The organism is Prevotella melaninogenica, from assembly GCF_018127925.1.
Lineage (GTDB): Bacteria > Bacteroidota > Bacteroidia > Bacteroidales > Bacteroidaceae > Prevotella > Prevotella melaninogenica_C.
This window is the reverse complement of the sequence record NZ_CP072348.1, coordinates 1,501,159-1,520,561: the sequence shown is the minus strand read 5'-3', so window position 1 is coordinate 1,520,561 and position 19,403 is coordinate 1,501,159. Positions and strand designations below refer to the sequence as shown.

The 19,403-nt window shown below is 42.1% G+C and carries 13 protein-coding genes; 7 read left to right on the top strand and 6 right to left on the bottom strand.

Features of this window, described 5'->3' with window-relative positions:
• Nucleotides 1–287 precede the first annotated feature (287 nt).
• The 6 genes from J4861_RS11700 to J4861_RS11675 form a co-directional block, all read right to left on the bottom strand.
• A complete protein-coding gene (locus J4861_RS11700; RefSeq protein WP_211816976.1) occupies nucleotides 288–2,216 on the bottom strand; it encodes a 4-hydroxy-3-methylbut-2-en-1-yl diphosphate synthase in 1,929 nt (642 codons plus the stop codon).
• Nucleotides 2,217–2,383: 167 nt separating this feature from the next.
• Nucleotides 2,384–2,890 (bottom strand): 5-(carboxyamino)imidazole ribonucleotide mutase, encoded by a 507-nt coding sequence (purE, locus tag J4861_RS11695; RefSeq protein WP_013264725.1) that lies wholly within the window; start codon nucleotides 2,888–2,890, stop codon nucleotides 2,384–2,386.
• 128 nt (nucleotides 2,891–3,018) lie between these two features.
• Nucleotides 3,019–3,636, bottom strand: a complete 618-nt coding sequence (locus J4861_RS11690; RefSeq protein ID WP_004358931.1) for a hypothetical protein — start codon at nucleotides 3,634–3,636, stop codon at nucleotides 3,019–3,021.
• 40 nt (nucleotides 3,637–3,676) lie between these two features.
• On the bottom strand, nucleotides 3,677–5,191 hold the full coding sequence (rpoN, locus tag J4861_RS11685) for an RNA polymerase factor sigma-54 (RefSeq protein WP_211816975.1): 1,515 nt from the start codon (nucleotides 5,189–5,191) through the stop codon (nucleotides 3,677–3,679).
• Between the two features lie 46 nt (nucleotides 5,192–5,237).
• Nucleotides 5,238–5,885 (bottom strand): hypothetical protein, encoded by a 648-nt coding sequence (locus tag J4861_RS11680; protein ID WP_211816974.1) that lies wholly within the window; start codon nucleotides 5,883–5,885, stop codon nucleotides 5,238–5,240.
• 725 nt (nucleotides 5,886–6,610) lie between these two features.
• Nucleotides 6,611–8,788, bottom strand: a complete 2,178-nt coding sequence (locus J4861_RS11675) for an outer membrane beta-barrel family protein (RefSeq protein ID WP_249110851.1) — start codon at nucleotides 8,786–8,788, stop codon at nucleotides 6,611–6,613.
• Between the two features lie 591 nt (nucleotides 8,789–9,379).
• Between J4861_RS11675 and J4861_RS11670 the strand changes: the two genes are divergently transcribed.
• The 7 genes from J4861_RS11670 to J4861_RS11640 all read left to right on the top strand — a co-directional run bounded on the left by J4861_RS11670 (nucleotide 9,380) and on the right by J4861_RS11640 (nucleotide 19,117).
• Nucleotides 9,380–12,283, top strand: coding sequence for a leucine--tRNA ligase (locus J4861_RS11670; protein ID WP_211816973.1), 2,904 nt, complete (start codon nucleotides 9,380–9,382; stop codon nucleotides 12,281–12,283).
• 156 nt (nucleotides 12,284–12,439) lie between these two features.
• Nucleotides 12,440–13,426, top strand: coding sequence for a YitT family protein (locus J4861_RS11665; RefSeq protein ID WP_211816972.1), 987 nt, complete (start codon nucleotides 12,440–12,442; stop codon nucleotides 13,424–13,426).
• Nucleotides 13,427–13,593: 167 nt separating this feature from the next.
• Entirely contained in the window at nucleotides 13,594–14,178 is a 585-nt protein-coding gene (locus tag J4861_RS11660) for a non-canonical purine NTP diphosphatase (protein WP_211816971.1), read from the top strand.
• 332 nt (nucleotides 14,179–14,510) lie between these two features.
• Nucleotides 14,511–15,395 carry a glycosyltransferase family 2 protein gene (locus tag J4861_RS11655; RefSeq protein ID WP_211816970.1) on the top strand — a complete coding sequence of 295 codons (885 nt, stop codon included), beginning with the start codon at nucleotides 14,511–14,513 and terminating at the stop codon, nucleotides 15,393–15,395.
• A complete protein-coding gene (gene porZ / locus J4861_RS11650) occupies nucleotides 15,392–17,413 on the top strand; it encodes a type IX secretion system anionic LPS delivery protein PorZ (protein WP_211816969.1) in 2,022 nt (673 codons plus the stop codon). Before J4861_RS11655 ends, porZ begins: the two co-directional genes overlap by 4 nt.
• Nucleotides 17,414–17,476: 63 nt before the next feature.
• Nucleotides 17,477–18,451: an acyltransferase family protein gene (locus J4861_RS11645; RefSeq protein WP_211816968.1), complete on the top strand. Its 975-nt coding sequence runs from the start codon at nucleotides 17,477–17,479 to the stop codon at nucleotides 18,449–18,451.
• Nucleotides 18,452–18,802: 351 nt separating this feature from the next.
• The gene (locus J4861_RS11640) at nucleotides 18,803–19,117 is read left to right on the top strand and encodes a hypothetical protein (protein WP_211816967.1); all 315 of its coding nucleotides are present in this window, start codon (nucleotides 18,803–18,805) and stop codon (nucleotides 19,115–19,117) included.
• The last annotated feature ends 286 nt before the right edge of the window (nucleotides 19,118–19,403 follow it).

The window sequence follows — 19,403 nt, the reverse complement described above, 5'->3', positions numbered from 1 at the left end:
ATCGCCTTTTTATGCCTAATTATCCAAACTCTATTTGCTATTTACCCCTAATCATTAAGCCCCAAATCTATCCTTTCCTCTTATCAAAAGTATGATTTATTGTAGAGGAGTTAACCCTCCGCACCATTGGTGCTTACGGTCCGCACGTATGGTGCTAAGCATGAACACCACGCGTGCGGAGTATTAAGAGCACAGTAGGAAACGACAAAGAAGAGGCGTTCCTGCCGTTGGGATGATAACGAAAGACACCGATGTTGAATTACATCTATTGAGTCCTAATCGCCGATTTAAGCCTTGTTCTGATCTGCCTTAATCAAAGCAAGCAATCGCTCGACCGCTTCTTCTTCAGGTATATTATGCTCAACGCATACCTGTTTGCGGTAGAGGCTCACCTTCTTTGGACCTGCACCCACATATCCATAGTCTGCGTCAGCCATCTCACCAGGACCATTCACGATACAGCCCATGATTCCTACCTTCAGTCCTTTCATTCCCTTGGTAGCTTCTTTGATGCGAGCAATCGTCGTACGAAGGTCGTAGAGCGTACGACCACAGCCCGGACAAGAGATGTATTCAGTCTTCACCATGCGCAATCTACCTGCTTGAAGAATACCGAAAGCGGTCTGCTCAACATCCTCTTGTGAGAGATTGCCATGGTTCATCAGCCAAATACCATCGGTAAGTCCGTCCATCATCAGTGCACCCATATCTGCCGCAGCCTCCAATTGGAACTTCTCTTTAGCCGTAGTTGTCTCAGCCTGTTGGCTGTTACTGCTTTCTTCCTTCTCATCAGTTGCTGAATGCTGATACATCTGTGCGAAGATGATAGGGTTCTTTACCCCTGCTATCATCAATTGATGCGCCAATGCACGTTGGTCGCCGAGGCGGTTCTGATGGCTTGTCATACAAACCACTACCACCTCTGGATGTGTTTTCAGACAAGCAAGGAACTCCTCTGAAGGTGTACCAAACTTCAAGACGAGGAACTTAACATCACTGTTTATCGCACTGATGAAAGGCATTCCCGTCACAGGGAAGATTGGATAGACGTTCTCTAAGGACTGCTTACCACTGTTGGCAAGGTCCATATAGGCATCATAATCAAGGATATACTTCTGTTTCTTTGCTCTTTTCTCAGGCAATTCACCCTGTACATAGATGTAATCAGGCTTTGGTAGCTCTGGTGATGATACCTCGGCACTTGCTTGGTCAGCCTTTCGAGTGGCAATAACAACAGGAACATTCTCGCCACCGATATTGCCTGCAGCCACTGTCTCACGTCGGTTAGGATGGAGATAATCAAAGCCATCATACTGTTCGGCAGGGATGAGAAGATGTTTCTCGTGTCGACGGATATACCATGTAAGGTGTTTAGCCACTGGAATCTCGCACTCTGGCTCTTCACTCAGTGATACACGGATCGTGTCACCGATACCATCAGCGAGTAAGGCACCAATACCTACGGCACTCTTAATGCGTCCGTCTTCACCTTCACCAGCCTCGGTAACACCAAGGTGGAGCGGATAGTGCATACCTTCCTTGTCCATCTCAGCCACAAGAAGTCGTACGGAACGAACCATAACAACCGTGTTTGAGGATTTGATAGAGATGACAATGTCATGAAAGTCATACTTACGGAAGATGCGGAGGAACTCCATACAGCTCTCTACAATACCTTCTGGTGTATCGCCATAACGGTTACGAATACGGTCAGAAAGGCTACCATGGTTGACACCAATACGTACAGCGGTGTGGTTCTCCTTACATATATTGATGAAAGGAATCAGTCTGTCCTCAATCTTCTGTAGCTCTTGCGCATATTCCTCATCGGTATACTCCAGTTTTTTGAACGTACGAGCAGGATCGACATAGTTACCCGGATTGATACGAACCTTCTCTGCATAGAGTGCAGCAACGTCTGCTACATTCGCATTGAAGTGAACATCCGCACAGAGCGGAGCCATATAATTGTCTGCACGTAGTTGTGCATTGATATTCTTTAAGTTCTCTGCCTCGCGCTTTCCTTGCGTTGTGAGGCGTACAAGTTCTCCTCCTGCATCAATGATACGCTTAGCTTGTGCAACGCTTCCTTCGGTATCATCCGTAGAAGTCGTTGTCATTGACTGTACGCGTACAGGGTTCTCTCCACCAATGTTGAGTGCACCAACATGGGTGACAGAGGTTTTCCTTCTTTCAAAGTTGAATAAATCTATCATGTTCTATTTGGATAATGGGGTGTCTTTCAATGCCCTTTTGGGATGATGAAAAACCTCCCCCAAGCCCCTCCGAGGGAGGGGTTATAGTAGAGGTAATAAGTGGTAACGACCTTTATCCTAATGGTTTCCCTTTGTTACTCCTTTCTTTGAAGGAATTAGGGATGGTCTTAGCACTTAAACTTGTAATCCTTTAGCTCAGCTAACTCCTTGTTAGCCTTCTCTATCTTCTGACCTAATGAAGCCTTCCAGTTGTCAATCTTCTTTGCAATAGCCTCATCACCGAGTGCTATCATCTCAGCTGCAAGGATGGCAGCATTCTGTGCTCCATTGACGCCAACAGTAGCAACTGGAATGCCAGGAGGCATCTGAACGATAGAAAGTAAGGCATCAAGGCCATCGAGCATACCCTTAATTGGCACGCCAATGACTGGAAGTGGTGTTGAAGCAGCGATAACTCCAGGTAAAGCAGCAGCCATACCAGCCGCAGCAATGATAACTTTTACGCCACGACCTTTTGCTTCCTTGGCAAAAGTCTCTACTGCGTCAGGTGTACGATGAGCAGAGAGTGCATTCACTTCAAAGGGAATCTCTTGCTCTTCCAACCACTTACAAGCTTTTTCCATTACGGGTAAATCACTTGTTGAACCCATGATAATACTAACTAATGGCTTCATATTCTTAATGTATTAAGTTTATTTTCTTTGTTTGTTTTATGTGTATTTATTCTTAAGACAGATGCAATTTCCTGTCAGTTTATTCTTTATTCTTTGGCAATCAGTGGACTTTTCTACTGCTATTGATTCTATACAACGATGATTGTAATGAATGAACAGATGATACCTAAGAAGAAACCTGATGCCACCTGCTCCAATGAATGTTGCCTGAGAATCATTCTACTGCTACCTACAAAGCCCGAAACGATGAGCGTAAGACAAAGCCACCACATCGGATTGAAGTTGAATAGCAGTGAAAAAGCTATTAAAGAGCCTGTCACACCACCGATAGCTGCCGTATGTGTTGATATCTTCCACCATACGTTGATGATAGCACATAGAATCTGAATGATCAATGCTACCATAAGTATTGACGTCAGCATGTGAGGCAGGTGTAGGATGTTCATGATATAAAAGCATGTGAAGTAGCAAAGAATAGAAATCACATAAGGAACCATTCTTCGCTCTCGTTGCCCTAACTGAATCAATGTCCAGCCGTGGTATTGGCGATAAAGGTGGATGAGTAAGGTAGGGATAAGCACTGTAAAAGCGTAAACCAAAAAGACATACGACAGCTTTGCTTGCCATGGGAACATACTTAGATAGCTAAAAGTAAAGATAGCTAATATGCCCACAACAGGTAAATAGAATGGTGTGAGAACCATACTCACAACCCTTGCTGTTAATATAATGTTCTTTTCGTTCATACTTTAACACCTAACACCTAACATCCAACACCTAATTACATCACTCCTTCCTCAGTCTTGCAACAGGCAATCCGAGTTGTTCTCGGTACTTGGCAACGGTGCGACGGGCTATTGGGAAGCCCTTTTCTTTCATCACTTTGGCAAGTGCATCATCGCTGAGAGGCTTGCGTTTGTCCTCTTTGTCGATTACTTCTTTGAGTGCCAACTTGATTTTACGAGTAGACATTTCCTCGCCATCCTCCGTTGTATAGCTATCAGTAAAGAAGAAACGTAGAGGGAATGTCCCCCAACGTGTCTGTGCATACTTGATGTTACTCACACGTGATATGGTAGAGATGTCTAATCCTGTACGGTCGGCAATGTCTTTAAGAATCATTGGTTTGAGGTCAGCCTCATCTCCATCTTGGAAGAATTTCCGCTGAATATCGATGATAGCCTTCATCGTCACTTGTAATGTATGACGTCTTTGCTTTACCGCTTCGATAAATCCTTGTGCCTTTTCCACCTTCTCTTTGGCATAAAGCAACACCTCCTTCTCCTGTCGATTCATATTAGCTTTGTTGTTTCGATAGGTCTCCATCATATCGTTGAAGGCCTGTGAAACGTGCAACTCTGGTAGATTGCCATGGTTTAAGCTGAAAGTAACCGTACCATCATCCTCTGTGTCGATGATAAAGTCAGGTGTTATCTGTTGCAGGTTACGTCCTTGTGTCTCACCCATTGACGATCCCGGTTTCGGATTTAACTTACGAATCTCACGCTGAAGTGCCTCTACTTGAAGGTCAGACAGCGACAGTGCGCTTTGAATCTTATCCCAATGCTTCTTTTTGAAAGCATCGAAATGATGTGAAATGATGTTGTAGATGTATTTATACAGATGACTATCTTTCTCCCACTCACCATTCTCAACCTTTCGGTCTATCTGTAACAAGAGACATTCTTGTAAGTCTCTTGCACCGATACCAGCTGGGTCAAAGTCCTGCAGAATCTTCAACACCTCTTCCAATTCCTTAGTAGACGCGTCAATTCCATAGTAGATCGCTAACTCATCGCTGATACTATCGAGGTCTTTTCGCAAGAGTCCGTCATCATCTAAGCTACCGATAAGATACTCCAAGATACTCTTCTGCCGTTCCGTAAGCTCTCTTTCGCCCACCTGCTCGTTCAGTTTATCGATAAAAGAAGTTGTGTCACCATACACAATCTCCTCATATTCAGCATTATTTCGTTGCAGTCTTGAATCGTATGTAGGAAGATCATCATCCGAACGCATACGCTCCAGTGCCGAGTCGAGTGCATCTTGTCGCTCTTCTCGCTCCTGAAGTGTGTCGAAATCATCGTCTTCTGAATGCTCTACAGTATCGTTGTCATCAATGCTATCAGTCTCCTCTCCTCCTGCTTCTAAGGCAGGATTATCATCGAGTTCAGCATTAACACTTTCCTCTAATTCTGTCAGTGGCATCTCCAACAACTTTACTTGCAGCATCTGCTGTTGTGAGAGACGCTGCACTTGTTGCTGTTTCTGGGTCTGAATCTGTACTTGTTCCTGTGCCATTGTTTACCTGAATTGTGCTACAAAAGTACTAAAAAAACAAGTATAATCAAGTGAAATATTCCTTTAATTGTGCTGCTAAGGCAGAAAGTTTCTCTGGGTTATCATTTCCATAGCGGTTCCATACCTCCTGACAGGGCATTAATAAGGGCGATATCAGAAGGTCGTCGCGGTTCAGATAGGGGTCGCAGAGTTGGAACACATCCATTACCTCTACAACCATTTGTGGCTTTATCTTCATCAGTTTAGCAAAGTCTATCACCTCAGGTGTCTCTGCTGCCATCGTAATAGGGGTAAGACGGAAATAGAGGTCGAGAATCATAATGAGCATAAAAGGCTTCAACTCCGCAGCCCCTTCCACTGGTAGAAAGTCATGTTCAAAGGTTTCGCGCACCTTCACACCATCGTAGAACTCCCTTGGCTGGCCAAATCCCTTCATCGAACGCAGTTTCTTTACGTCTTTGTTGAGCTTTCGTGTGTTCTCTCCATACGTCTCCCAAATCAGATGAATGATGGGCATATCACGGTGTCGCAACTTAAAAAGCTGTTCATAGAGGTTCTTTGGTGGTATGTGTAGTTCTAAACTGAGGTCTACCAACGCACGTGAATACATCGGTTTCATTCCCTCTGGCTTTTTAAGATAAAGCTGTAGGAGTAGTAGCCAGTAGTCGTCAGACCATAAAGGATGTGTTGCCATAAGCGTAAAATATCCACTCTTGCTCCTCTCTTTCGAGTAGAGAAGAAGGAGAAATACTTGTCTAAAGGGTATCTATATTTGTCTTTCGCAAAGATACTCCTTTTTTATTATAATGGCAAAAGATAGTGGCAGAAAGTTAATGAGTTAACGGATTGACGGGTTGACAAGTGATGTCTATCTGTCTTCTACAAACAACGTATTCCCTATTAGCCTAATTAGGCTAATAAGCCCAATAAGCCCAATAGGGCTAATAGCCTGTTACTTTGTCATAATTTTTCACATCATAATTTTGAATACATGCTCTTTTGGCTTCTAAAAGACGTCCTTTTGGCTTGCAAAAGGTGCCCTTTAAGACCCTTACTAACGCCCTTTTGAAGTCCAATTAAGCAGCTTTTATTTTACCATTTGGTAACTAATTGATTCTCTGTTGATTGCAAACCTGCTTCTTATATGTGTTTTTGGTGTTAGTTATAGATATTTTCTTTGAAATTATGTAATGATTTTTCAAACTATTATCTACATATTTTCGAAGTCTAAAAAGAAATGATTTTCAATGTCAGAGGATGATAAGAGGACAGAAAGTTGATTGTCTTAGCCAAGTTTTTGTTTAATGAGTAGCTATGATTCTTCCGTTAAAGCAATACGAAAAGTATCCACACATTTAACGGAAGAACCTGAAAATAGGTGCGTTAAGTTGCTGTGTATGCAGTCCTGCCGACCTGTTTCTACTTCTTTTCTCCACCCACTAAGTCATCATTCTGAATGCTTCGTTCAGCCTTCTTGACGCTTGCTCTCAGCTTACCAAAGTTCCATGAAAGACCGATTCCAAAGCGTTGAGGGTACATAACAGAGCGTTCATAAACAGTATAATCGCCTCGAACGATACGATAAGTACTTGATCTTTCTTTGATGAAAGGCGAATTGGCTGATAAAGATACTGTTAGCTTGTCTTTAAAAAAGAGACGTGTCAAGGTGAAATTATAGTAGAACCAATGTCCCTCAATAGCATACGGATCATAAATCCTATTGCCATATTCACCTCCAATACTGGTTGTCAACGTTAATTCCCAAGGTATTTTCTGCTCCCAATTAAAGTAGATGCCACCACCGCATCCGCTGTTCTTGAGATAAGGTGTGGGCAAGGTGATTCGGGCATAACGCATGGAAGCGTTGAGTGTAAACGATGTTCCGGTGAAAGGAGTCCATTCTGTGTAAGATGAAATACCGAAATCTTTGCTTTTCAGCACGTTCTGATAAGTAGAAACATCTTTACGATTTTGTTCATACAAGATACGACCTATACCATTGTTGGTAAATGAATAATAGGGACTTAATTGCAAAGTAAATTTTGAAGTAACCAACATATACACAAGTTGTAGCTTTTGGTTACGACTGCTTCCTAAGTTTGCATTACCGAAAGAGACTGCCGTTGGTGTGCTAATGATGGCTGGATTGAGATAGCCGATGCCAGGTCTGTTGATGCTGGTATTATAGCTAAACTTCAGTGTTTGACTATCACTAATCTTGTATTGTAGGCTTGCTGATGGTACCCAGTCATTGAGATTAGCATGGTAAGCAGCATTACTACCATCGGGATAGGATGCTTTCATGCGAGTAAACTCATATCTCAATCCTGCGCGGGCAGCCCATTTGCCAGCGGTGAAGATATATGAGAGGTAGGCAGCAGCCACTTGTGCGTTATGCTTAAATTTGCTTTCCATGTCAGGGGTAGTCCCTTGATAGTCCATTAATGACGTACTATTGTTGTAACGAAGGATATATTTTGTTCCACTTTCTATCTTGTGGTATTTTCCAAAGGGTCGTACATAGTCAATCTGGAAAGTATGTTCAGTGAAGCGTTCACGGGTGTTCTGATCGTAACTTGTATAGTTGACAGGGAAGTTAACCATGTTGTTATACATCTGACGGAAGATGCTGTGTTGGCGTGTAGCTGCCAACATATAAGAAAGCGTCAGGATTTCTCCATCTAAATGAGTCTTATGTTGATAGTCCAAACGTCCTCCAATATTAAGATGAGAGTAGCCCGGAGTAGTCATATTATTGTCGAATTTGTAAATCAACTGGCTGTTCTTGTCCCATCGTTCATTCGTGCTTTGTGCGTTGGCATCGGCTTTATAGCCAAGAAAAGTGGTCGATGCGGTCAGCAAGTTGAGTGAGTCAATCTCGTAACTGGCACTGATATTACCGAAATGTATTGTTGCTGCAGTGCTATTAGTCCCATATTCATGTTTTTGTTCGCCCATCTTTACGTAGTTGTAAACCCCCTCTCTATAGTTTTCTGTTTGTTTTCTGCTTTGGTTCATGTAGTTATAATTGACGGTCGTCGTGAGCTTTCCCACCTTTGTTGTTAGATAAGTACCAAGCCTTACAGAGCCGTGAGTGTTGACATCAGAGTTTACATTGCCTGAAACTCCTTGTAGTTTAGTATTGCTCATCATGACAATGTTGAGGATAGCTGTAGTCCCTTCAGCATCATACTTGGCACCGGGATCAGTGATAACCTCAATCCTTTTGATCGTAGAAGCAGGTATTGCCTTGAGAATATCCTTAAGATTCTGCCCTGAAAGACTTGGGTCAGGATGTCCGTTCCTATACACCTTAAAACTTGTAGAGCCTTGAACCCTGATGTTTTCTTGTCCGTCAACGGTGACAAGGGGTATTTTCTTGAGTATTTCTAAGGTCGTCTTCGTCTGTGCAGTCTTGTCATGCTGCACGTCATACGTAAGCTTGTCAATATCATTCTTGATAAGCTGACGTCTTTGTGCTACGACGACTTCCTCCAACTTCTGTGTCTTTGTGGAGTCTGTTTTAGTTGTGTTCTGAGCTGTCAGGGCTGTTACAGAGCTGCAAGCAGTGAGTAATAGTATTAATTTATTCCACATAGTCAAAGCGTTAAGTTTATATTTATCAATATGATGCAAAGATATGTTTTTTCTTAATAAGTTGCAATTCATTTCAAAAATATTTTTACTTTCTTGCCTTTATGTCCCATAATTGAATCCTTTTTAGTGCTCTATTTCTATTAATATGCAAGAAGATTACAATGCAGAAAAGCTCATAGTGTTCGGTTAGAAAGCAGATGGTCAAACAGAATGAATCCTCTTTTAATGTATTGATTAATAGGGGTTTGATAATACTTTTTCTTTATCTGTATGTAAATAAAGCCTTACCAATGGTTTAATTTAACAACAAATCGCCCTATTCCTATCCTTAACTACCGACGTATTAATGCTTAGCACAAGTGGTGTTGAGGCTCCGCACCAATGGTGCGAACGCTTCGCACGTGTGGTGCGGAGGAGTGAAAGTCATGCAATATGCAGTTAAGATAAGAGCAGTTTATCGTTATAAAGGGCTTATTCTATCCTAAGTAAACAAAGAATATTATATTTTTTCGTTCTATAATTCCCATCGAAGCGAAGTGTTTTACGGAAACTTTTTGTAAATTTGCACATTAGTTATAATAGAAAATAAGAATGGAATACAACTTCATTGACATTGAGAAGAAATGGCAACAGAAGTGGGTTGAGAATAAGACCTACAAAGTTGTTGAGGACGAGAACAAGCAGAAGTTCTATGTACTTAATATGTTCCCTTACCCATCAGGAGCCGGATTGCACGTTGGACACCCATTGGGTTATATTGCAAGTGACATCTATGCACGCTATAAGCGACTGAAGGGTTTCAACGTGTTGAACCCTATGGGATATGATGCTTACGGACTTCCTGCTGAGCAGTATGCCATTCAGACGGGTCAGCATCCACAGCTGACAACCGACACGAACATTGCTCGTTACCGTGAGCAGTTGGATAAGATAGGTTTCAGTTTCGACTGGGATCGTGAGGTACGCACCTGTGACCCACGTTATTATCACTGGACACAGTGGGCTTTCGAGCGTATGTTCGGGTCTTATTATGACTATACACAACAGAAGGCATTGCCTATCAAGGACCTTGTTCGCCACTTTGAGGAAGAAGGAACACTGAACCTTAACGTCGCTCAGAGTGAGGAACTGATTTTCTCGGCACGTGACTGGTCGAGCATGGACGAGCAGGAACAGCAGGAGAAGTTGATGAACTATCGTATTGCTTACCTCGGTGAGACAATGGTAAACTGGTGTCCGGGACTCGGAACGGTGCTTGCCAATGACGAGGTTGTTAATGGTGTGAGCGAGCGTGGAGGCTATCCTGTCGTACAGAAGTTGATGAAGCAGTGGTGTCTTCGTGTGTCAGCCTATTCACAAAGACTGCTTGATGGCTTGGAGACAGTTAACTGGTCTGACTCTATCAAGGAGACACAGAAGAACTGGATTTGCCGTTCTGAGGGTACAGAGGTTGAATTCAAATACCTTACACCAACTGGTGAGGGTCAGAAAGAGGGTAAATTCACGATCTTTACTACGCGTGCTGACACGATGTTTGGTGTTAGCTTCATGGTATTGGCACCAGAGTCAGAACTTGTTGCAGAACTTACTTCAGAAGCTCAGAAGGCTGAGGTAGAGGAGTATTTGGCGTATGTACAGAAGCGAACAGAGCTGGAACGTATGTCTGACCGTAAGGTGACAGGTGTCTTCTCAGGCTCATATGGTATCAATCCATTCACTGGTGAGCAGATTCCTATTTGGATTTCAGAGTATGTTTTAGCTGGATATGGAACAGGAGCGATTATGGCTGTGCCTGCTCACGACAGTCGTGACTATGCCTTTGCAAAGCATTTCAACCTCCCAATCATCCCATTGATTGAGGGTGCTGACGTCTCTGAAGAGAGCTTTGATGCAAAGGAAGGAATCGTAACGAACTCTCCTGCGGAAGGTAAAGAGAGTATGGACGGTTTCTCTCTCAATGGTCTTACGGTGAAGGAAGCTATTGCCAAGACCAAGCAGTTTGTTACTGAGAAGGGTATCGGTCGTGTGAAGGTGAACTATCGTCTGCGTGATGCTATCTTCTCACGCCAGCGTTACTGGGGTGAACCATTCCCTGTCTATTACAAGCAGGGAATGCCTTATATGATTCCAGAGGAGTGTTTGCCTCTCGAATTGCCTGAAATCGATAAGTACGAACCAACAGAAAGTGGCGAACCACCATTGGGTCGTGCAAAGGTTTGGGCTTGGAATGAGGCTGAGCGTAAGGTTGTTGAGAAGTCATTGGTTGACGATAAGACTGTATTCCCATTGGAGTTGAATACGATGCCGGGCTTTGCTGGTAGCTCAGCATACTATCTTCGCTATATGGACCCACACAATGACGAAGCATTAGTGGGCAAAAAGGCAGACGAGTATTGGCAGAATGTAGACCTTTATGTCGGTGGTACCGAACATGCAACAGGTCACTTGATTTACAGTCGTTTCTGGAATAAGTTCCTCTTCGACTGTGGTTGCAGTTGTAAAGAGGAACCATACGAGAAGTTGGTGAACCAAGGAATGATCCAAGGACGCTCTAACTTCGTTTATCGTATCAACTCTGACGACCACTCAAAGGCACCAGTATTTGTCAGCTTGGGGCAGAAAGACAAGTATGAAACTACTCCTATCCATGTTGATGTCAATATCGTTCATGCTGATGTATTGGATGTTGAGGCTTTCAAGGCGTGGCGTCCAGAATATAATAATGCTGAATTCATCTTCGAAGATGGTACATCATCATCAGAACTCATCACCACCCAACACCCAACACCCGCCACCTATAAATGCGGTTGGGCGGTAGAGAAGATGTCAAAGTCAATGTTCAACGTTGTCAATCCAGATGTGATTGTTGAGCAGTATGGCGCAGACACACTCCGTCTTTACGAAATGTTCCTCGGTCCTGTAGAGGCAAGTAAGCCTTGGGATACCAATGGTATCGATGGTTGTTTCCGTTTCTTGAAGAAGTTCTGGAAGCTTTATCAGCAGGAACTCAACGATGATGAGCCTTCAAAGGATTCATTGAAGAGCGTTCATAAGCTTATCAAGAAGGTGACAGGCGATATTGAGCAGTTCTCTTACAACACAGCTGTTTCTGCGTTTATGATTTGCGTCAACGAACTTGGACAGCAGAAGTGTGCTAATCGTGAACTATTGAAGAAGATGGTTATTGTCATCGCTCCATTCGCACCTCACATGGCAGAAGAGCTGTGGGAGCAGTTGGGTGGTGAGACAAAGAGTGTCTTCGATACTGAATGGCCAGCATGGGACGAGTCTTATCTCGTAGAGAATGAGGTGCAGCTGACAGTATCTTTCAATGGTAAGGCACGTTTCCAGATGACTTTCCCTGCTGATGCAACGAAGGAAGATATTGAGAAGAAGGCTTTAGAAGACGAACGAAGCCAGCACTATATCGACGGTAAGACAATCGTAAAGATTATCGTTGTGCCGAAGAAGATTATCAATATCGTTTGCAAATAACTATTCAATAAACCATAGAAGAGACTGTATGAAAACAGGGTTGCAGGTTTGTTTCTCTGACAGCGGTAATCTCCAACGGAAAGGAAGTCCGTATGTTAGTATCCACTACAGTCGTGTTTTGATACAGTCTCTTCGTCTTAACCATTCTATGAGCCTATGACCATTGATCAACAACTCATCCGATCCGAAGCCAAAGATTACTTTTTCTTGACCATTGGCTTAATTATTTACGCTGCTGCCTTTACAGTTTTTCTAATGCCTTATGAGATTGTAACGGGTGGAGTGACGGGTATGTCTGCCGTAATCTACTATGCTACGGGTTTTAAGATTCAGAATACTTACATGATTATCAACATCTCTTTGTTGATAGTTGCTCTGAAGATATTGGGCTTTAAGTTCCTGATGAAGACCATCTATGCTATCTTTGCCCTTTATTTCCTATTGATTTTTGCGCAGGATCTGATGCCTAAGGATGCTGCAGGACACATGGTGAAGATGCTCGGTGAAGACCAAGCTTTTATGTCATTGATTATTGGGTGTAGCCTTACAGGTACGGGATTGGCTATCGTCTTCCTAAATAATGGAAGTACGGGTGGTACGGATATCATTGCTGCCTGTGTCAATAAGTATCATGATATCTCGTTAGGACAGGTCTTAATGGGCGTTGACATCTTGATTGTGGGTAGCTGTTTGTTCTTCCCCCAGTTTGGTGATGTCATGGAACGCTTGCATAAGATGGTCTTTGGTTACTGTACGATGTTCATCGAGTGTTTTATGTTAGACCACGTGATGAATATGAGACGCGAGTCAGTACAGTTCATGATCTTCTCTTGGAAACATGAGGAAATAGCCAAAGCAATTGTTGAGGAGACCGAGCATGCGCTGACTATCCTTGATGGACATGGTTGGTACACTGGTAATGATATGAAGGTTATCTGCTTGTTGGCAAAGCGTAACGAGAGTAAGACTATCTTCCGTATCATCAAGATGGTCGACCCTACCGCCTTCGTAAGCCAGAGTTCGGTGATTGGTGTCTATGGTGAAGGCTTCGATCAGATAAAGATTAAGGCTAAAAAGGAAATGAAAAAGCAGGAAAAGAAGTTGGCTGAAGCCATGAAAAAGCCTGCGAATGAACAGAAATAAATAAGCAGAAGGGCTGTGTTCCACATATTATACCACAGGGACACATGACTCGTGTGTCCAATGGCTGTAATCTTTTGCGAGCACATGAGTGGTGGGTCCCTGTCGTGTTGACAAGGGTCTTGATGTGATAACATAGTTTTTTCATAGTAAGGAAAGGATTTACGAAGATGAAAATAGTATTTGCAACAAATAATAAACATAAGCTCGAGGAGATAAAGGACATCCTTGGAAAGGAGTTTGAAATCGTTTCTTTGGCTGAGATTGGTTGTCATGAGGATATCCCTGAGACTGGGGCAACACTGGAGGAGAATGCACGTCAGAAGTCTTCTTACGTCGTTGAACACTATGGTCAGAACTGTTTTGCCGATGATACAGGACTTGAGGTGGAGGCACTCGGTGGTGAACCCGGCGTGCATTCAGCTCGTTATGCAGAGGGAACCGACCACGATAGCGAGGCGAATATGCGTAAGCTGTTGACAAACTTAGAAGGGAAAGCCAATCGTAAGGCCTGCTTTCGCACTATTATCTCGCTTATCATTGATGGTGTAGAACACCAGTTTGAGGGTAAGGTAGAGGGTAGAATCGCTACGGAGAAGCATGGTAAGGAGGGCTTCGGATATGACCCTATCTTCATTCCAGAGGGTTATGACAAGAGCTTTGCAGAGTTAGGTGAGGAGATAAAGAACCAGATTTCTCATCGTGCAAGGGCTGTAAAGAAGTTGGCGGAATACTTAGGAAGGCTGAAAGGATAAAAGAGTAAAAAGGCTTAAGGGGCTTTTTAAGAGGGAAAGAGCTAACAAAGTAAAACCGTTAAAGCCCCCTTTTAGACTTCGATAAATACCCTTTTCCGAATTATTTTCATGAAAAGAAATATTTCTTTTCATGAAGAAAAATATTTTTTTCACGACAAAAAGAATTTCTTTTCATGAAAATAATTTGTGGAAGACAGCTCCTTTGTTCTGCCTATTGGCTGATAATAACGAATGAAAAGGCTGTTTTTGTCTGCTTGACAAGTCCCGATTCGAGACCAATTAACGCCTGCGTTTCCTGTTTGACATAAGAATATAACTATTTAATATCTGCTATGTTGTCTATTCTTCTCCCTGTTTATAACTGCCATTGTAGAGCTTTGGTGACAGAGTTACAGCGTCAGTGCGTGGAAAGTGGTACTGAATTTGAGATTATTGTAGCTGATGATGGCTCTTCTGTAACAAGCTATGTAGAGCATAACTTACGTATAGAGAGGTTGGAAGGTGTCCGTTATATAACAAGAAAGCAGAACGTTGGGCGTTCAGCTATCCGTAATTTCCTCATTTCGCAGGCACAAGGAGAGTGGCTTCTCTTCATAGATGGAGATCTAACATTAGACAATCCGCACTTTATTCGTCGTTATCTGCAGACAAAAAGCAATGTTGTTGTAGGCGGAATAAGGATAGGAGGGGATCCAGACATATGGAAAGACAATCTCAGATACCGCTATGAGAAGGCGTATGAACAGAAAAATACACCGCAAGATAGGCAGTGTCATGCTACAAAACACTTTCGTACGACAAACTTCTTAGCACATAAAGACATCATGATGGAACATTCTTTTGATGAGAATTTCGTCCAATACGGCTATGAAGATGTACTCTTTGGTAAGTCACTTGCCATGGATCATATAGCAATCACGCATATCGATAACCCCATAACACTTGATTTCTTTGAATCAAACAGTGAGTTCTTGGATAAAACTGAACAGTCTCTTCGCACACTATATACCTTCCGTAACCAACTGAAAGGCTATTCTCAACTGCTTGAAACTGCTGAGAAAATAAAGAAACTGCACTTACAAAAGCTGGTTAATGCAGTTTATTTCCTTGTAGGACAACACATAAAGAAACATCTTCAAGGCAATAATCCCAGTATTTTCTTGTTTAATGTATACAAACTGATGTATTATATTCATCACGAAAAGAATACACTATGATAATAAAACGATATCTCTTAGTTGCGGCTTTCATCTTGTTAGCTTACTGTAATGCCCTTGCTGGCGGTATAGGAACGTGGAAGAATTATCTTGCTTACAGTTATGTACAATGGGTTGAAGAAGGAGGTAATAAGCTGTATGTGCTTGCTTCCAATAGCCTTTATACTTATAACAAGAACGATCAGAGTATAAAGACCTACGATAAAGTCAATGGTTTGAGCGATACGGATATCCGTTTCATTGCTTGGAATAAGACAGCTCGTCGGTTGGTTATTATCTATTCGAATAATAATATCGACCTATTAGACGATAGAGGTAATGTTACAAATGTGCCGGATTACTATCTAAAGACAACAATGGTAGACAAAACCGTCAATGGTATTGATATGTCTGGCGTCTATTGTTACCTTTCTACAGGTTTTGGACTTGTCAAACTCAATGTTGCTAAAGCAGAGATAAGCGACAGTTATAACCTCTCTTTCCCTGTCAATTACAGCTATATTGAGGGCGGTTATATCTATGCTGCCAGCCAAAGTAACGGACTATATCGTGCTGCCTTGTCTGCTAATCTCCTCGATAGAAACAACTGGACGAGTGTAGGAACTTATGTAGAGCGTCCAAGAATAGCTGATGCAGCACTATTGGCACAGGCTAAAACACTTAATCCTGGCGGTCCAAAGTATAATGGTTTTACCTATATCCAATACCTTAATAACAGTTTATATACCGTTCCTGGTCTATTTAAATCAGGTTATGTAGATTCTAATACACCTGGTTCTGTACAGATTCTACACGATGGTGAGTGGGCGAATTATCAAGAGAATCTATCATTAAAAACGGGCTACGACTATCTTGATAACAATGTTCTCGCAGTTGATCCACGCAACGCAAACCATGTATTTGTTGGTGGAAGGACAGGCTTATACGAGTTTCTTGATGGACAATTAAAGGCTTATTATAACAAAGACAACAGCTTGTTGCAAGGTGCAATGTATAAAGGACGGGAGTTAGGAAACAACTACGTGCTTATTAATGGGCTCCGTTTTGATAATAAAGGCGACCTTTGGATATTGAATAGTCAAGCCTCCAGAGAGAATCTCTTGCGTCTTTCTGCAGATGGACAGATGACTTCTTTCAGTAAGCCAGCCCTTATGAAGGATGGAGTAGGGGGCTCGGTTCTAACAAGTATGGTCTTCGATAATCGCAATAACTTATGGTTCTGTAATGATCACTGGGACTATCCGGCTTTGTTCTGTTATCAATCAACAACAGACAAATTGCTTTCTTTCACTCGATTTGTCAATGAGGATGGTTCGAACTTGGACTTAGTACCTCATAGTGTGATGCCTTTATCGAATGGAGATGTGTGGGTTACGACTACTATCGGTCCACTTCTATTGTCTCGTTCGGCTATTGATAATCCTGAAACAGCTGTTTTTACGCAGGTGAAAGTGCCTCGTAATGATGGTACCAATCTTGCCGATTACCTCCTGTCAGGCATTGATGTCACCTGTATGGCTATTGATGGAGGAGGCAGAAAATGGTTTGGAACAAAGGCGAATGGCGTTTATCTTATTAGTGCCGATAATATGACACAGGTGAAACATATCACCTCTTCAAATAGTCAGCTTCTATCAGATAATATCCTTTCTATCGCTATCAACAACACAACAGGCGAAGTATTCTTTGGTACGGACAAGGGTTTATGCTCTTATATGAGCGATGCGACGACACCATCAGACCGACCGAGTGGGGACAATACATACGCTTATCCAAATCCCATTAGGCCTGGTTATACAGGCCCAATCACCATTGTTGGACTCTCGATGAACGCAGATGTGAAGATTGTTACTGCAAATGGTGTACTCGTTGCAGCGGGTATTAGCAATGGTGGTAGCTTTATTTGGGATGGCAAAGACAAGTCTGGTAAACCCGTAGCATCAGGTGTTTACATGGTTGAAAGTGCTGATGAAGACGGCAACAATGGTGTTGTTTGTAAGGTGGCGATTGTGAGATAGACCAAGAATATTAATGATTTTACTATAATAAACAACTAAAATGATGTATTATCAATAGGGTACATGATGAAAGAGAGAGAGCATTGGATAGATATGCTACGAGGTTTCTGTATGTTATCTATATTACTGGATCATACTGAAATCTATTATACAGGAAGTAATCTTATTCCTTATGATTGGTATGTTTCGAATGTTCTAATCGTCTTTTTCTTTCTGTCAGGATACCTAATGTACAAACAGCAAGGCTTTTCTTTGAGGGGTAAGATGTTTTCAATAGGGCGTAGTTTACTTCTTCCTTATTTTCTATTTACTATGGTTTTGGCACTTCCGAAAGCCTTAGTACATGGTCATAGTATAGACTGGGAGAGTTTATTATTACCTATCTTGACAGGTCGAGCCTCTTGGTTTATAGCTGCCTTGATAGTATCTGAAACTGTTTTTAGCCTTTTTTTGTGGATAACTCGCGGAAAAGTTATTCCCTTATTCCTTCTCTCCTTTTGTGCTTTAGTTGGTTCAGTACTTTTAACGAAGCAATCCACTGATTATCCCTGGTGTATCAACAATGCCCTGCAAGCAGTTCTTTTCCTTTATATCGGATGGTTTTATCAAAGTCGAAAAGAAGTTTTCAACCGTATCAACACACCATTATACACATCATTCTTCTTTATATCCCTTATAATAATAAAAGGTTATGCAACGTGCAAAGGGGTGCATACGATGATATACCCAATGAGTATAGACTCTTATTTCCTATTCTTTCTTGATATGTTGACGAGCATTTTCTTACTTGTTAATGTTTGTAAGCAGTTGCCAAGATGCAAGCTGTTAGAATGGGTTGGAGCGCATAGTATTGTTTATTATTTCGTCTGTGGAGGTGTTCCTCTTTGCTTATCTTTAGCACTTGAGAAGGTGGGGTTAGACTATCATGGGGCTTACTATAGTGTACTGATAGCCTATGCTTTAGTCTGTATAGTGGCAAGCGGTATTGTAGCAATCGTCTATCGCTACTTACCATTTATGTTAGGAAAGAGGTATTAGCCCCTTTTTAACGAAGAGATAACAAACAGAAAGCAGTTGAAATCGTTGTTTCTAAAGGCAGAGAAAGTTGGCTGCGATGGTGTATGGTATGCTGAAGGTGACCAAGTAAAACGAATAAAATGAAACAAAAGATAGCTGAATTCTCCTTTCTCCATGTGTTCATTACCCTCTTGGTAGTACTCGGGGATTCCTTTTTTAGCCCAAGAGTACGATAGCCGATTGGCTTTATCAGTTCCATGTTCCCCTTTTCTTTTGATGCGCTTTCTTGATAAAGGGAAAACAGCCTTCTTTGTCTTCCTATTTACGTTTGTAGTATCAATTATCGGTCTACGCGTAAATAAAAGCCCTCTCATGGATTTATTCTTTGCAATGGAGGGTATTCTAATGTCAGTTGCTTTGGCGTGCTTATACGCAAAATATGGACTTCGTTTCCTTAATCATCTCTCTCCTGCTTCTTATACTATCTATCTTTATCATGGAATCTTTCAAGCATTGAGTTTACAAATACTTATGCGATTTACCCATTTTGATAATGTCGTTTATATTATCCTTGCTTTTCTGACAGGCGTTTATGGCTCTTTCTTGGTTTATAAGCTGCTTTATCGTTGTCGTAACAGCCGTTTGGGCCGAATCTTAGCATTGATTTCTGGTATTTCTGTATCTTAATAGATAGTAAGCTGTATTGGCTGAAAAGTAGTCTTAATAAGGCTTCAGAAGATTTTTTCTTCTCATTTTCGACCGATGTTTTGATGCTCAGCACATGTCGTGTTGACGGTTCGCACCAATGGTGCTGATGGTTCGCACCAATGGTGCGGGGCGTTATCTATTTAATAAAAGCACCCTCGTTATTCCTAACCTTAAGACGGTAGGGGATAGATGTGGGGGTTTGTCGTATGGATGGGGGTGTGTCAAAAATAGACATATCCTCTTTTTTTGAAGAAAAGGTCAACCC

Excerpts from the sequence above, each read along its gene's own strand:
- J4861_RS11655 (WP_211816970.1), top strand. The coding sequence starts at position 14,511 with ATGTTGTCTATTCTTCTCCCTGTTTATAACTGCCATTGTAGAGCTTTG.
- J4861_RS11700 (WP_211816976.1), bottom strand. The coding sequence starts at position 2,216 with ATGATAGATTTATTCAACTTTGAAAGAAGGAAAACCTCTGTCACCCAT.
- J4861_RS11675 (WP_249110851.1), bottom strand. The coding sequence starts at position 8,788 with ATGTGGAATAAATTAATACTATTACTCACTGCTTGCAGCTCTGTAACA.
- J4861_RS11640 (WP_211816967.1), top strand. The coding sequence starts at position 18,803 with ATGGATTTATTCTTTGCAATGGAGGGTATTCTAATGTCAGTTGCTTTG.
- J4861_RS11670 (WP_211816973.1), top strand. The coding sequence starts at position 9,380 with ATGGAATACAACTTCATTGACATTGAGAAGAAATGGCAACAGAAGTGG.
- purE (WP_013264725.1), bottom strand. The coding sequence starts at position 2,890 with ATGAAGCCATTAGTTAGTATTATCATGGGTTCAACAAGTGATTTACCC.
- J4861_RS11690 (WP_004358931.1), bottom strand. The coding sequence starts at position 3,636 with ATGAACGAAAAGAACATTATATTAACAGCAAGGGTTGTGAGTATGGTT.
- J4861_RS11665 (WP_211816972.1), top strand. The coding sequence starts at position 12,440 with ATGACCATTGATCAACAACTCATCCGATCCGAAGCCAAAGATTACTTT.
- J4861_RS11645 (WP_211816968.1), top strand. The coding sequence starts at position 17,477 with ATGATGAAAGAGAGAGAGCATTGGATAGATATGCTACGAGGTTTCTGT.
- rpoN (WP_211816975.1), bottom strand. The coding sequence starts at position 5,191 with ATGGCACAGGAACAAGTACAGATTCAGACCCAGAAACAGCAACAAGTG.
- porZ (WP_211816969.1), top strand. The coding sequence starts at position 15,392 with ATGATAATAAAACGATATCTCTTAGTTGCGGCTTTCATCTTGTTAGCT.
- J4861_RS11660 (WP_211816971.1), top strand. The coding sequence starts at position 13,594 with ATGAAAATAGTATTTGCAACAAATAATAAACATAAGCTCGAGGAGATA.
- J4861_RS11680 (WP_211816974.1), bottom strand. The coding sequence starts at position 5,885 with ATGGCAACACATCCTTTATGGTCTGACGACTACTGGCTACTACTCCTA.